Raw genomic sequence first — 14,235 nt, forward strand, 5'->3', positions numbered from 1 at the left:
GGCACGAAGCGGGATCCGGTGGGGAAGAGGTGATCGGTGATGCGTGAGATACCCCTGGCGGCGATCCGGGCCCGCGCCTACGACATCTGGGAGCGCAACCACCGTCCGGACGGGTACGAGATCCAGTTCTGGCTGCTCGCCGAGCGCGAGCTGCGGGCCGAGCAGGAGAGCCGGCGCGACGCCGCCGCGGAGGATCAACCCGCGGCGTCCGCGCAAGGATCGTCGGCCGAGCCGCTCGGCCGCTGAAACCTCCCGCCGGATCAGCGTGACGCCAGCCGGGCCCCTGCCCGCAGGAAGCGTTGCGGATCGACCGGCTCGCCGTCGATCCGGGTCTCGTAATGCAGGTGCGTGCCGGTCGAGCGGCCGGTGGAGCCGACCCGGCCGACCATCTGGCCCGCCGCCACCGCCTGGCCGGGCACCACCGTGATCGCCGAGAGGTGGGCGTAGCGCGTGACGAGGCCGTGGCCATGATCGACCTCGACCATGTTGCCGTAGCCGCCCGAGTAATCCGCCAGCGTCACCGTGCCGGCGGCGGTGGCCCGCGCCGGGGCGCCGTACTCGCCGCGCAGGTCGATGCCGGTATGGAGGGCGAGGCCGCGGGTGAACGGATCGGCCCGGTAGCCGAAGGTGCTGGAGAGCCCGCCATCGGCCGCCATCGGCCGCCGCAGCGGCAGCGCGCCGACGATCCGCCGCAAGCTGTCGCGTTCGCCGAGGTCGCGCTGTGCCAGCAGGATGGCGTTCTCGAACGGTCCCGACCCGGCCGGCACCAGCGGGCCGCCGACGCCGCCGCTTCGGGCCGCGGCGAAGCGCCGCGCGTCGAGCCCGGCTTCCGCCATCACCTCGCGCAGGCGCGCCGCCTCGCTGCGGCTGCTCGCGGCGAGACGGCCGACCGCCAGGCTATGGCGCGCCTCGAGACCGTCGAGGGCGTGGGCGAGCGTCGCGATCCGCAGCGTGACCCCGGGGGAGGGGGCCGGCGCGATCGTGTCCGCCTCCGTGCGCAGGCCCAGGGCCTCGGGGGTCGGGGCGGGTGCGGGGATCGGGGCAGGAATCGGGGCAGGAATCGGGGCAGGAATCGGGGCAGGAATCGGGGTATGTGCCGGCATCGGGGCGAAGGACATCGCCGCGGACACCGGCCGCGCGTCCCGGGCCGGCCACGCGCCGCTCCACCCTCCCGCCGCGTCCTCGCCCGTCGCGCCCGGGACGCTGCCGGCCTGCTCGGCGAGGCCCATCAGCATCGCCTGGCGGCTCTCCAGCGCGACCTGCCGCCCGGCGAGGTCGGCGAGCCGCGTCTCGACCCCGTCCTGCTCCAGAAGCTTTTGCGTCGCCACCCGGTCGAGCCGCGCCCGCAGGGCGCTGATCCGCTCCTCGTAGGCGTATTGCATCGCGCCCTGGCGCTCCATGAACCGGGCCAGCGCCTCGTCGCGGAAGACGATGAACCACGTCGCCGCGCTCGCCCACAGGGACAGGGCCCCGAAGGCCAGGGCCGCCAGAACCAGGGTCCTGCGCCGTACGACCCAGACCCGGTCCGGGCCGCCGCGCGCGGGCGCGGGCCGCGACAGGCGGGCGACGAGGGACGAGAGGCGGGAAGGCAGCATCGGGACGGTCCGTAACCTGAACGGGACCATCGCATGTTAAGGTTAAGGATGTTTCAAGGACGGAGACGAAACGGTGTCCTGCGGCAGTGTCGCGATGGGGATGGCGCAGCGTCGTTGCGGATTGCCCAAGTCGCGATCCGATGAAAGATAACCTGCGAAATCCCGTCTCCTCAGCGGGGACGGAGTAGCGATGAGGGTGACACATGCACCGTGCGAAGCCTTCGCTTCAAGCTGTCGGCACCACGCTCAGCGCTAGACATGGATCTGTGTCAGGGCATGTTTGACTTGCAGGGATAGCACCGCGAGACACTGATCTCTCCCACCCGCGACCTCATCCTGAGGTGCGGGCGATCGAGGATCGCGGGCGATCGGGGATCGCTGGCGACCGGAGGGGGCCTCGAAGGAGGTCGCCCGTCACCTCGGTGGTATCTGGAGGCCTCCTTCGAGGTCAGTCGATCGAAAACCGGCTGACACCTCGGGAATGAGGTCGTGAGCGGGTTAAATCGGATCACTCAGCCAAGCGGGCTCTCACCCTCACGTGTGACCGTCGGTCTCGGGGCCGCTCCCCCGCGCGGGAGAGGCCGCCGGTGCTCGACCTGCGAGCGCCGGCGGCCGCTCTGCGGTTTGCAGCGCAAGGCCGGATCGCGCGCCCTACAGCGCCTGCGCCGCCGCCAGCACCGCATCAGCATGGCCCGGCACCTTCACCTTCTGCCACACCTTGGCGATCGTGCCGTCGCGGTCGATGAGGAAGGTCGTGCGCTCGACGCCCATATACTTGCGCCCATACATGCTCTTCTCGACCCAGACGCCGTAGGCTTCGAGCATCGCCTTCGTCTCGTCCGAGGCGAGCGGGAAGTCGAGGCCGTACTTCTCCCGGAACTTGTCGTGGCTCTTCATCGGGTCGGGCGAGATGCCGATCACCGCGGTGTCGGCCTCGGCGAAGGCTCGGCCGAGCCCGTTGAAGGCCTGCGCCTCCAGGGTGCAGCCGCTGGTGTCGTCCTTGGGGTAGAAGTACAGGACGGCCTTGCGCCCTTTGAGGCCGGCGAGGCTCAGGGTCTCGCCGCCGGTCGCCGGCAGGGAAAAATCGGGGGCGGGGTCGCCCGGGTTCAGCGCCATCGTGCCTTCCTTTCGGCCGATTGATAGTGTGCCTCTGGGGGAGGCGAGCAGGGCGACAGCCGTGGGCGAGGGACCGGCCCGGCGCGCCGCCCGACGGATAGCGGCAGGACGTTACCCTCCGGTCACCGGAGCGGGCAATCATCGGCGGCGGCCCCGCCGCCCGGAGCGTGGCCCTCACGCTGAGGGGACGGGGCTTTTGGAAGGGCGGCGCCCTCGATCGGGGCGCCCGGAGTGGCGACGCACGCGTGACGACAGGCCGAGCGACACCAGGACCAGACCCCGTGACGCAGGCGGGCCGCGAGGAGTCGGCGTACGACAGCCCGGGCGCCTGCGCCGCGCGGATCACGGCGGCGCCCCGGTCGCTGCTGCGGACCTGTGTCCGCGGCGTGCTGCTGCTCAAGCTCGCGGCGGTGGTGCTCCTGAGCGTCGGCCTCGGCCTCGCCTATTTGCGCCTGGCGAGCGGCCCGGTGAGCTTCTCCTGGCTCGAGCCCCGGGTGGCGGCGGCGATCGCCGAGCGGCTCGGGCCCGGCTGGAGCGCGAGCCTGCACGACAGCGCCATCGAGATCGACCGGGACGGGGCGCTGGCCCTGCGCACCGCCGGCCTCGACATCCGCAACCCGGAGGGCGACCTCGTGGTGCGGGCGCCGCTGGCGGTGGTCGCCATCGACCTGTGGTCGCTCCTCGGCCTCTCGGTCCAGGCCCGCTCGGTCGAGTTCCGCGACCTGCAATTGCGGGCGCTCCTCCACCACGACGGCTCGATCGCCTTCGCGGCCTCCAACGACCCCGCCGAGGCCAAGCCCCACACCCCGCCGGCGGTGGTGGCGGCCCGCGGCACCGTCTCGCCGGTCTCCGCCACGGTGGCGTCGATCCTGAGCCTGGTGCTCGATCCGGCCGGCGTGATAGGCAGCCTCGACCGGGCCCGCCTGACCAATGCGCGCCTGACGCTCCTCGACGAATCCGGCGCCGAGCGGGTGGTCTTCCCGCGGGTCGACGGGCTGTTCAACCGCGACGCGGCGCGGCCGGCCCGTGTGTTCGAGATGCGCATCCTCGGCCCCCACGGGCCCTGGCGCTTCGGCGGCGACGTCGAGGAGGCCCCCGATGGCGGCCGTCACGGCGTGCTCACCCTCGACGACCTGCCGGCGCCCGACCTGCTGCTGCTGTCCGGCCAGTCGCGCCTGCCGCTGACCACCGACCTGAAGCTCTCCGGCCGCGCCCAGGTGGCGATGCATGGCGCACGCCTCGACGGCATGACGCTGCGGCTGACCACCAGCGAGGGCAACCTCCTGATCGAGGAGAAGGACTTCAATCCGGTGACGATCGAGGCGGTGACGGTCGACGCCGCCTGGGACGAATCCCGCCGGGCGCTCAAGGTCGACGCTCTCGATTACCGCGGCGCCGGCAACCGCGTGCGCCTCGCCGGCGAGTGGGTGGCCGCGCCGGACGGCGCCGGGGCGGCCTGGAAGGCCGTCCTGTCCGGCACCGACGCGGTCCTGCGCGGGGCCGCCCCCGGCGACGCCCCGGTCAAGGTCGCCAAGGTCGATGCCCGCCTCTCGGGCCGCGACGACGGCGTGCAGATCGACGGCCTCACCCTGTCGGGCGACGCCGTGCACGGCACGGTCAGCGGAACGCTCGGCACGCGGGCCGACGAGGGCGGTCTCACCCTGCGCATCACCGCCGATCGCACCGACGGGCGCGCGGCCCTGCGGCTCTGGCCCGAGAACGTCGCGCCGCCGATCCGCACCTACCTCGTCGACAACCTGCGGGCCGGGCGGCTCGACAGCCTCGACATCCTGGTCGACATGACCATGGCCGAGTTCGCCGCCGCCACCCGCGGCGAGCCGATGCCGGATTCCTCGGTGCGGATCGCCTTCGCGGTGAGCGAGGGCGGGCTCGCCATCTCGTCCGACGCGCCGCCGCTCTCCCGCGCCCGGGTCGCCGGTCTCGTCACCGGGCGCAACACCACCATCCGCGGGGCCACCGCCGAGATCCGGATGCCGGATGGCCGCGCGCTGAGCCTCCAGGACGGCGCCTTCGTAATCAAGGACGCGGTGCCGCACGACGTGACCGCGCAGATCGGCTTACGCCTCACCGGCGGCGCCGATGCCCTGGCGTCCCTGCTCCAGACCAAGCTCTTCCGCTCGCTGTCGGGTACCGAGCTCGACCCCGCAACCCTGCGCGGCCAGGCCGACCTGCGCATCGACTTCCCCCTCTCCCTCGAGGCGGTGCCCGACATCGCCGACCTGCCGGTGACCTTGAGCGGGACCCTCACCGACCTCTCGGCCGAGCGCATCGTCGGCAAGGAGAAGCTCGAGAACGGCCGCTTCGCCGTCGCCTACGACCGGGCCGGCTTCAGCCTGAAGGGCGACGGGCGCCTCGCCGGGGCACCGCTCACCGTCGACCTGCACCAGCCGAAGGCCGGCGCCCCGGGCGAGGCGGTGGTGACCATGGCCCTCGACGACGCGGCCCGGGCCCGCAAGGGCCTGCCGACGGCGCCCCATCTCGCCGGTCCGGTGAATGCCCGCTTCGTCGTGCCGGTCGGCCGGCCGGGCAAGAACCCGGTCCGGGTCGAGGCCGACCTGACCCGTGCGAGCGTCGACGGGCTGCTGCCGGGCTGGACCAAGGCCGCCGGCAAGCCCGGCCGCCTGACCCTGTCCCTCACCGAGACCGGCCAGGGCAGCGACCTGCGCGACATCGCCCTCGAGGCCGGTTCGGTGCAGCTGCGCGGCAGCGCGTCGCTCAATGCCGAGGGAGGCTTCGAGCGGGCCGACCTCACCAGCCTCAAGCTCTCCCCGGGCGACGACATCCGTGCCCAGGTCGAGCGCACCGGCAATGGCTACCGCATCAACGCCAAGGGCGGCGTCGCCGATGCGAGGCCGTTCCTGCGCGCGCTGACCGCGCCGCCGCGCAAAGGCGGCAAGGACGCCACCGGCCGCGACGTCGAGGCCGATCTCAGCTTCGCGATCCTGACCGGATTCAACGAGGAGGCGCTGACCAATGCCAGCCTGAAGCTGTCCTTGCGCGGCGACGACGTGCGCCAGGCCCGGATCCAGGGCCGCCTGCGCTCGGCCGGGGTGAGCCTGGAGGTGGCGAAGGCCGACCGCTCCAGCCCGCCGGTGCTCACCGCCGAGACCAGCGACGCCGGCGCGGCCCTGCGCTTCCTCGACATCTACAAGCGCATGCAGGGCGGGTTCCTGTCGCTGCAGATGACCATGAATGACGGGCCGCAATCGGGCCTCGTGCAGGTGCGCTCCTTCGCGTTGCGCAACGAGCCGGCGCTCGGCCGGATCATGGCCCAGGGCGAGAGCGAGGACCGGCGCAGCGACGCCAACGATGTCGGTTTCGACCGCCTGCGCGCCGCCTTCCAGCGCACCGGCACCCGCGTCGCCTTCGCGGAGGCCGCGATCTCCGGCCCGGCGATGGGCTTCACGCTGGGTGGCTGGATCGACACCGGCAAGGACCGCACCGACGTCTCCGGCACCTTCGTGCCGCTCTACGGCCTCAACAACGTGGTCTCGCAGGTGCCGATCTTCGGCCCGCTCCTCGGCGGCGGCCACAACGAGGGCCTGTTCGGCATCAACTTCCGGGTCGCTGGCGCGATGAGCGCCCCCAACATCAGCGTCAACCCGCTCTCGGCGATCGCCCCGGGCTTCCTGCGCAAGCTCTTCGGCGCCGGCGGCGGGGACCCCAACGGCCCCCCCTCCCAGCGCATGGACCGGTGACCCCGGACCACCGTCCCGAAGCGCCGGCGAAGGCCCCGGCAGCGCCGCATTTCGGGGTGGACAGGGCAGGGCCGACCCCGTATGACGATGCCACCGCGGGCGTAGTTCAGTGGTAGAACGTCAGCTTCCCAAGCTGAATGTCGTCGGTTCGATCCCGATCGCCCGCTCCACTCATTTTCTCTAGTCATTACAGGCGCTTGCAGGTGGTTCCTCAACCATCTCGCGCCACCCCTGAATGGGCGGGATACAACGGGGATACAACGCAGGCCCCTCCAGCCCGTTGTATCCGCCGGCCAGGGAAACCCTAACCACGCCCTCAATCGGCCCTTGCCGGCACACACCAAATCGCGGATCCTGCGCCCTCATCGGGAGCCGCCAGTCATGACCCTCAAACGGAAACGCCGCCTGGCCTGAGCCAGCCACCCGCCGCTGGGATCCCCGCGCGGCCCGCGTTCTCTGTTCGATGAGGGGGCATGCCCCGATGAAGACCTACTTCACCAGCGATTCTCACTTCGGGCACGGCGGGATCCTGTCCTCGCGGATGCAGAAGCCCAGGCCGTTCGCCTCGATCGAGGAGCACGACGAAGCCTTGATCGGCGCCTGGAACAACCGCGTGAGGCCGGACGACGAGGTCTGGCACCTCGGCGACTTCGCCTATGGCGCATCGGCCGCGCACTGCCGGGCGGTGTTCGACAGGCTGAACGGCCGCAAGCGCCTGGTGCGGGGCAACCACGACGCGTCGCGGACGACGAGCCTGCCCTGGTACGACCAACACGAGCGCGCGGAGCCGGTCGTGGAGGGACGCCGGCTGGTGCTCGACCACTATGCTCAGCGCACTTGGAACCGCATCCATCACGGCGCCCTGCACCTCTACGGCCACTCCCACGGGAGCTTGCCCGGCTGCGGGAGGAGCCTGGACGTCGGGGTCGACTGCTGGGACTGGCGGCCCGTGCGGCTGGCCGAGATCCTGGAGGCCATGACGGCCGACGCGGCGCGGGCGGGCGCCCCGGCGGTGGTGGCGGCCCTGGCCGAGGCGGCCTGATCGTGAAGCCCGGCTACTCCTACTCGGAGCCGCCGGCGGGTGCGGTGACCTGCCTGACCTGCCGGCGCATGAACCTGGCGATCACCCGGCAGGAGGCAGAGCGCCGCGCGGCGGAGGCGAACGCTTGCCGGCGGCTGGGTGACCCCCGACCGCCGGTGACCATCGATTACTGGGCGTGCTGCGTCAGGCCCCGGTTCAGGCGGGCGCGGCTGGGGGACTGCCCCGACGGGTCGACGTATGGGGCGGTGGTGTGCGAGCGCCTGGACGAGGGCTAGGCAGGTCGAGTGCGAGGCGTAGCCGTGCTTTCTCGGTGAAGCGGGCCTCACGCCGCTTCTTATCGACGATGAGCCAGCCGTCCTCGACCGCGTGGACCGCCCCCCATCCGGAAGGAGACATGCACGGCCCCGGCCCGGATCCCGGCCGCATTGCCACTAGCTCGGCTTCGCTGCGATCGGCTGGCTCGTCCTCGCAGACCGCTTCCAGCAGGGCGCGCCCGTTCTCGACGGACAGCTGACCGGAGACGACGTGGTACCCGACCGCGCGGGCGACGTCCTCGGGCGTCGTGTGCTCCATCGAGGCCGCAAGGCGCTGCCATCCAGCGTCGTCGGCGAGGTCGACGGCGTGATGCCACTGGCCGAGGGTGTAATGGCTGCGCGCGCTCGACAGCCACTCGGCACGCAGGCCGGTGACCTCCTCGATGCGTTTCACGAACGGCAGGTCGCCCGTTGCCGGCGTGGAGAGGAGCAGACGCAACGCGCCGTCGATCTCGACGAGGCTAACAGGGAACGCCAGCGAGCGAGGCGTGTAGGGCGCCGTCTCATCCCGAAAGGCACCGCCCAGGCTGTGCAGGAACGGCGTTGTCACCCCGACCTCGACGAGTTTGCCGAGAGCTTCTTGGCTGGTGCGTGCGCGCTCCCGCTTCAGCTCCCGGCGCTTCAGCGTCAGGGGGGGCGGCGGGTCGATCACGCCCTCGAAGCGTGCCAAGCAGGGCACGCTCCACGCCTGGCGCGTCGGGACCCAGCGCAGGGGCCGCGCCGACCTTGGGCTCCGTCTCGCGCTCGACCTCGACGATCTCCTCCGGCGTGAGAGCGACGGGAAAAGACGCCGTCTCCGGGACGGGCTGGCTCGCCGCGATCAAGGGAAGCTCGCGCGACGGGGCCTTCATCTCGACGGGCTCAACGCCCAGTATTTCTCAGAACGTTACTTGATCGGGGTGGTGAAAGATCTTAGCCACGGCGACCCCCATTCTTCAGGTATTGAGCGAGGAAGCCGGCGGCCTTGGCGTCGCGGGCGAGCTGCTTGGCCCGCTCCTCCAGCAGGGCGGCGAGGACCGGGCCGACCCACGGCGGGATCGGGCGCCCCCCGGGTCGGTCACCAACTGCCCAGCGGCGCACCAACCTGGGATCCAATCGCTCCCGGGCGCCCTCGGGGTGGTAGGGGCCCAGAAGGCTGGCCATCCGCAGCTTCCAGCCCTACCCGATGAGGAGGCGGCCGGCCTCGGCCAGGGTTTCCGGATCCATCACGCGGCGTCCCGCGCGAGCTCGGCGTTGACCCACTTCAGATCGAGGCCCAGATCCGCGAACGTCCACACCAGCGCGGCGGCCTGGTCGGTTTCGTTGACGGCGGCGCGGAGGCGGGCCGCGCAGTCGGCATGCTGCTGGACGACGTGGGTCCGGTAGGCTTCGAGGCTGCCGAAATCGGCCTCGACGCCCAGGCGACGAATGGATCTTATGGGGGGCTCCGGGGGGATCTAGGTGGATGGGGAAGCCGGGGGTCGGACCCGGCCTGGGCGGGTCAGCGCAGGCGAAGGATGTCGTTGAGCTGCGAGCGGACGTAGTTCCCTCCGGCGCGGTGGCCGGCGTCGTAACCGGCAGCGTGCGCGTCAAGGGCCGCGAGTACCGCGGTCCGGCCAAGCCCGTGCGGGATCCGGAAGGCCGGCTCGTCCTCGACGCCCCGATAGACGTCGACCTTGAAGCACCCCCACGCCGGCGCCAGGGCGTAGGGCCTGCCATCCAGGCTGCCGATCTGCTCGATGTCGACGAGACCGGCCAGACGGGCCCTGTCGTGATCCAATCGGACCTTGGCGACGCAGATCTCGTTCGCGATGTTCGCGCCACCGGCCGCACGATCGAGGAGGCAGCGTAGGAGCGCCGCGCTCTCACCGACGCGAGCGGAAGCCAGAGCGACCTCAGAAAGCTCAGGCTCAGTCGCCGGCGGGCAGGCGTCAATCAAGTCCTGCAGGAGGGCGGCGATCTCGTCGTCCGGATGATCCACGAGGCTGAACGAGACGGTGGGCGTAGTGGGGGCGCGCGCGTTCATGGGACTAGCTTTCAAGGGGGGAGATCGCCTGGGGTCGGACCCAGCACGGCAGAGGTCGGCAGCGCCAATCGGTCCCTAATAGTAGGTACTGATGAGATGGAATTCCGGAGGCAAAGTTGCCGCACCTTGGCGGTGTCAGCGCCAGTTGATCCGGACCGCCTGGCGCCTGAGTGCGCGGTACTCGACTAAGAGCTCCTCGAAGCGCGCTTGGAGCTCCTCCCGCAGGCGGATCCCTTCTTCGAGAAGGGGGTGATCCGCGAACTTAGGATGCGTCACGAGGATTAGGCGCGCCGCGCCGCCGGCGCACCCTGACATCCGGAGACCCAACTGTTTCCCTGCGGCCAGGCCCTCAACCGGCTTCCCGGCTACGAAGAAGGGCCCTCGCGCCTCGGCGGCCAACCGGCGGGCGGCGATCACGGCCTCGGCGAAGTCGTCCACCAGCCGGCGCGGCCAGTCAGCGGCCGCGGCGGGGGCAGGCTTGGCCACCGCGGGAAGAAAGGGCGGCCGCGGGCGGCCTCCCCGCCGCCCTGGACTGCTTCGGGGGCCGGGGGTGCGTCCGGCAGCGGGGCTTCCGCGGAGGGAAGTGTCTTCAGCAGCGCGAGGGCCTCCACGCCCGCGGATGCCACGCCGCCGTGGATCTTTGTATAGACCCTCACGATCTCGACCGGCATACCACGATGCTCGGCGGTGGGATCGCCCGGTTCGTGGAATGTCATGTAGCGGCCAAGGCCACAATCCGAGATGTATTTGTCTCTGAGCGATGCGCGCAGCGTCACATTGCCAGGGGCGCCGGCCACGGTGAATGCCTGCCCGCTGCGGAGAATTACTTCATCAGGTCTCGGGCTTCTCACAGCAAGGCCTCCAGGGCGTCGGCGTCGTCCTCGGGGATCTCGGCGTGGATGCCGCGCTGGACGTCAAGCCGTGCTCTTAGCTCCCTCTCACGCAGCCTGTACGGGGCGTTCCTCAGGAAGCTCTCAAGACTATTGATCCATTCCTGGACCGCCCCTCGATCCAACCCCGCCGTGTGATGCGCCTCCCGTATCACCGGCGCGCATCCTGCGATGCGCTTGCCGAGCATCAGAGCGGGGAGGAATGAAGGACGCCTCCTCAGTTGATGCGTCCACTGTCCCGGCACCACCGCGTCGGGATCCGCCTCCAGTATCGCAGCGACCAGAGCTGTGATCCGATCGTCCGCCTTGTCGCGAGCCTTGCGATTGAGAGTTGCGTTCAACTTCGCCAGCCGTGCCTGATACATGTCCTCGACGATCTGTTGCGTCGGTGGGAGGCCACGGATCTGACGCGCAAACTTGCCGAAGCCCTTCCCATCGACGATCCAGTATGGATCGCGGTGTACGAGCCGCCATCCGCGACCTTGGGGCCCATTCGGATTCTCGACGACAAGGCCGAGCCGGACGGCATGGTGAAGTAGCTCTCCGAGTTTCCTGGCGGCCGTAATCGGATACCGCATCATTTTCGCGGACTGCCGGACCCTCTCGAAGTGTGGAACCAAAACATCCCTGTGATCTATCCAGTCTTCCTCGTCGAATAAGTCGAGGATGTCCCGGTTCACGTAGGCATTCCAGGCTGGCCAGGTCTGAGCCCCAAAACCTCCATGCGCGAAGCCGAGATCGAACGATTGCTCGATCTCCTTCTGCTTACTCTCCTGATCGTCGTGAGTAGTGGTCCTCGGATCCTCAACCACAGGCGCGATCCTCCAGCACGAGGGCCTTCCGCACGCCCACCGCGGCCAGCAAGGTCCGGGACGGCGCCTTCCGACCGCCGAGCACTTGACCGAGGTCAGACGCGTTGACACCCGCCGCCGCCGCGAACGCGCGCTGCGTGCCAGCGGCGGCCACGCGCTCTCGCAGCAGCGCCACAGCGTCCTCCTCCGTGACGAAGCGCGGCGTGGCCGCGCGCATAGGCAGAACTCCTCCGCTCATCGGATCCCCATTCGTTGGCTGTTGAGGCCATAGATTACCCTTGAAGTCCGCATTTGCAAGTGCTCGGATACGCACATACGCAGAATGCCGAAGGCATCCGAAACGTTACAGATTTTCTGTAAAGTTTTGACGGCTGGTTATCGGTGACGACAACTGTTTGTAACAGTGACAACACCCGCGCTCTGCGAAACCGACACCCTGAAATCCCTGGGCGCTGAAGCCGCCCTGTGAGCAAGTTTTACGAGACCCCGCCGCTTTCCCTGGGCCTGACGTGGACCGGCCATGGCCTCGGGCGCCGCTACGGGCATCAAATGAACCTGTGGACAGCCGAGGGAGACGCGAGCGCGTTCTCCGCCGCCAGGAAGCGCGCCAAGCCCGAGCTGGAGGCCTGCGGCTATTCGTGGACCCGCCTGGCCGATCAGCGCCTAGTCCCATGCTTCTGGCAGCTCCCCGAGCCCGCCTCCGCCGAGCCGGCGCGCCAGGCCGTCGAGGCCGCGCTCGCCGCGGTGGCAGCCGAGAGCGCCGAGCGGGCCCGGCGCGAGGCAGAGCGCGTCGCCGCAGAGGTCGCAAGATGCGCCGCGCGCGCGATACCGATTCGCCGGGATCTCGCGGCGATCGTGGGATCTCGTGCATGGCAGCTGCGGCGGCAGCTCTCCGAGGCGGAGGCGCTCCTCGCGAGCGACGCCTGGCGCGAGTGGGACTGCGAGCGCGCCTCCAACCTCGTCACGACCGCAGTGGGCAACTCGACCCGCGCGGTCTCCCGCCTGGGCGCGCTGGCGCTCCCTCACTGGTACGAGCGCGCCGCTGATCCCGTGGTCCAGGCGGCGGCTCTCCAGGCCTGCCGGCACCTATCCGCCCTCGATCTGGACTGGGCGTCGGACCGCAATAGCTCCGGGTGGAGCCAGGCTACGTGCTGGTCGGGCCACGCCCTGTCCGAGCGAGCTTCGCTCGATCAGGGGGCGGCCGCGCACGCCCTCGCGATCCTACACGTGCATAGAAAACAGCTGACCGATTCGCAGCGTCTCGCGCTCTTTGAGGAGCCCGAATGGACCCCCGAACCGGCCCTCGCTCTCTAGGCGAAGTTGAGGTTTGCAAAGTCTAAGAGTTTGCTTGTGAAGAGGCCGGGATGGAACCGGCTTCCATTAACTAACGGGGGCGGACAGATGAAGTCGGCATTTGCGATCTTGGCGAGGATCATCGGCATGGGAGCCCGCCCGACTGCGGCGACGGTGGCCGTCGTCCAGGCAGCGCCGAGCCCAAGGCCGGCGCCGATCAAGGCGGCTGTGCCGTGCCCTCTCGCCGAGCTCGTCGCCGAGCACGCGCGCAAGGTCATCTTTTATCACGAGGACCGAAGCAAGATCAGCCCGCTGCCGCCAGTGCTGAAGAACTGGATCGACAGCCTCTCAACGCAGCAGCTGCTGGACGTAATCGGATCGAACAGCCAGGCTCTTCAGAAGCATATCGACGCCGGTCTTGCGGGCTCAACGTCTCTTGGCCCCTTCAGGCTGCCCGCCGTGCCGCCTCTGCCGCAGCGCGACGGGCGTGGCGCCGGCGCCAGCGGCAAGGGCGGCAAGGGGGGCGGGCCGTCCCGTGTGAGCGAGCTCGCACAGATCCTGGAAGACGCCGGCTACGCGATGAGCCACCGCCCCCGCTTCTGAGTATCAACCCCAAAGAATACGGAGATCATCGATGGACAAGATCGCTGAAAGGATGAAGGCGGCTCGGGCGCTCATGGCGCTTCTGATGGCAATCGCGAAGATGATCATGAAGGCTATCCGCCGCCTGTTCGGCATTGTCGACGAGGGAGCCGACTTGATCTCGGCTGACATCCGCGCGGCGTGGAAGGGGTTCCGCACGGTGGACGAGGGCGTCGGCCGCGGCCTGGACGCGACGATCGGCAAGCCAAGGCTGGCACTCGCCCGGACCGCCGGCGGGGCGGCGGTCGGCGCGGCCGGCTTCGTCGGCCGGGTCCTCTGTGGCCTCCTTCCGCAGCGGCCTGCGAGCCCGTCGCAGCTGGCCGCCCAGGTCGCAGCGGCCGACACCGCCCGCACGCAGTCCTCGGCCCCGGCCTACTCGGTCGCCGCGCCCAGTGTCACCCTCGCTGACCTGCCGGTGCATCGCCTCCTGCAGAAGCACGCCGGGACGTGTGCCGACCTGTCGGGCAAGAAGCTCGCTGCCCTGCGCGAGAAGGCCCCGTTGCCGGCGCATCTAGCTGGCTGGCTTGAGACGCTGGACGTCCACCAGCAGGTGCGCCTGGTGACGGCCTCGCCCGAGCAGGTCGAGCGCCACCTCGCGGCCCGCACGGACGCCGACCTCATCCCGGGTGTCCCCCGGTGCCCTCGGTCGACCGATCACCAGGCTCGCTTGCGGCAGGCCCTGGCCTCGATGCGGGTGCAGCCCGCCGCCGCCGCCGCGCTGCCCCGCGCCGTCGAAGAGACCCCGGGACCTGGGCGCCACTGCGCCGGGCTGGAGGACGTGGATCTCGGCGCCTACGCCCGCTGAGC

At 70.3% G+C, this 14,235-nt stretch carries 14 protein-coding genes and 1 tRNA gene; 7 read left to right on the forward strand and 8 right to left on the reverse strand.

The window, feature by feature from the left end; genetic code table 11:
• Positions 1-39 precede the first annotated feature (39 nt).
• Positions 40-246 (forward strand): DUF2934 domain-containing protein, encoded by a 207-nt coding sequence (locus DA075_RS17830; protein WP_099954350.1) that lies wholly within the window; start codon positions 40-42, stop codon positions 244-246.
• 14 nt (positions 247-260) lie between these two features.
• Here the strand turns inward: DA075_RS17830 and DA075_RS38160 are convergent, their stop codons facing one another.
• Positions 261-1,595: a M23 family metallopeptidase gene (locus tag DA075_RS38160; RefSeq protein WP_099954351.1), complete on the reverse strand. Its 1,335-nt coding sequence runs from the start codon at positions 1,593-1,595 to the stop codon at positions 261-263.
• Between the two features lie 651 nt (positions 1,596-2,246).
• Entirely contained in the window at positions 2,247-2,711 is a 465-nt protein-coding gene (locus DA075_RS17840) for a peroxiredoxin (RefSeq protein ID WP_099954352.1), read from the reverse strand.
• 386 nt (positions 2,712-3,097) lie between these two features.
• On the opposite strand from DA075_RS17840, the gene DA075_RS17845 reads away from it, so the two are divergent.
• From DA075_RS17845 to DA075_RS17855, 3 genes are all read left to right on the forward strand, one after another.
• The gene (locus DA075_RS17845) at positions 3,098-6,430 is read left to right on the forward strand and encodes a YhdP family protein (protein ID WP_099956656.1); all 3,333 of its coding nucleotides are present in this window, start codon (positions 3,098-3,100) and stop codon (positions 6,428-6,430) included.
• A 95-nt stretch (positions 6,431-6,525) separates the two neighbouring features.
• Positions 6,526-6,600 (forward strand) — tRNA-Gly (locus DA075_RS17850).
• Positions 6,601-6,911: 311 nt separating this feature from the next.
• Positions 6,912-7,472: a metallophosphoesterase family protein gene (locus DA075_RS17855; RefSeq protein WP_099954353.1), complete on the forward strand. Its 561-nt coding sequence runs from the start codon at positions 6,912-6,914 to the stop codon at positions 7,470-7,472.
• Between the two features lie 195 nt (positions 7,473-7,667).
• Here DA075_RS17855 and DA075_RS17865 read toward each other — a convergent pair whose 3' ends face one another.
• The 6 genes from DA075_RS17865 to DA075_RS17890 form a co-directional block, all read right to left on the reverse strand.
• Complete coding sequence (locus DA075_RS17865; RefSeq protein WP_099954355.1) at positions 7,668-8,456, reverse strand: hypothetical protein; 789 nt, start codon at positions 8,454-8,456, stop codon at positions 7,668-7,670.
• Between the two features lie 242 nt (positions 8,457-8,698).
• Complete coding sequence (locus tag DA075_RS17870) at positions 8,699-8,929, reverse strand: hypothetical protein (protein WP_236012595.1); 231 nt, start codon at positions 8,927-8,929, stop codon at positions 8,699-8,701.
• A gap of 337 nt (positions 8,930-9,266) precedes the next feature.
• Positions 9,267-9,791: a hypothetical protein gene (locus tag DA075_RS17875; RefSeq protein WP_099954356.1), complete on the reverse strand. Its 525-nt coding sequence runs from the start codon at positions 9,789-9,791 to the stop codon at positions 9,267-9,269.
• A gap of 135 nt (positions 9,792-9,926) precedes the next feature.
• Positions 9,927-10,229, reverse strand: a complete 303-nt coding sequence (locus DA075_RS17880; protein ID WP_123834328.1) for a hypothetical protein — start codon at positions 10,227-10,229, stop codon at positions 9,927-9,929.
• Between the two features lie 409 nt (positions 10,230-10,638).
• Positions 10,639-11,493, reverse strand: coding sequence for a hypothetical protein (locus tag DA075_RS17885; RefSeq protein ID WP_099954358.1), 855 nt, complete (start codon positions 11,491-11,493; stop codon positions 10,639-10,641).
• Complete coding sequence (locus tag DA075_RS17890; protein WP_210344379.1) at positions 11,486-11,710, reverse strand: transcriptional regulator; 225 nt, start codon at positions 11,708-11,710, stop codon at positions 11,486-11,488. Before DA075_RS17890 ends, DA075_RS17885 begins: the two co-directional genes overlap by 8 nt.
• Positions 11,711-11,958: 248 nt before the next feature.
• Between DA075_RS17890 and DA075_RS17895 the strand changes: the two genes are divergently transcribed.
• The 3 genes from DA075_RS17895 (at position 11,959) to DA075_RS17905 (ending at position 14,233) form a co-directional block, all read left to right on the forward strand.
• Positions 11,959-12,807 (forward strand): hypothetical protein, encoded by an 849-nt coding sequence (locus DA075_RS17895; RefSeq protein WP_099954359.1) that lies wholly within the window; start codon positions 11,959-11,961, stop codon positions 12,805-12,807.
• 87 nt (positions 12,808-12,894) lie between these two features.
• A complete protein-coding gene (locus DA075_RS17900) occupies positions 12,895-13,389 on the forward strand; it encodes a hypothetical protein (protein ID WP_099954360.1) in 495 nt (164 codons plus the stop codon).
• 106 nt (positions 13,390-13,495) lie between these two features.
• Positions 13,496-14,233, forward strand: coding sequence for a hypothetical protein (locus DA075_RS17905; RefSeq protein ID WP_210206989.1), 738 nt, complete (start codon positions 13,496-13,498; stop codon positions 14,231-14,233).
• The last annotated feature ends 2 nt before the right edge of the window (positions 14,234-14,235 follow it).

The organism is Methylobacterium currus (assembly GCF_003058325.1).
Classification (GTDB): domain Bacteria; phylum Pseudomonadota; class Alphaproteobacteria; order Rhizobiales; family Beijerinckiaceae; genus Methylobacterium; species Methylobacterium currus.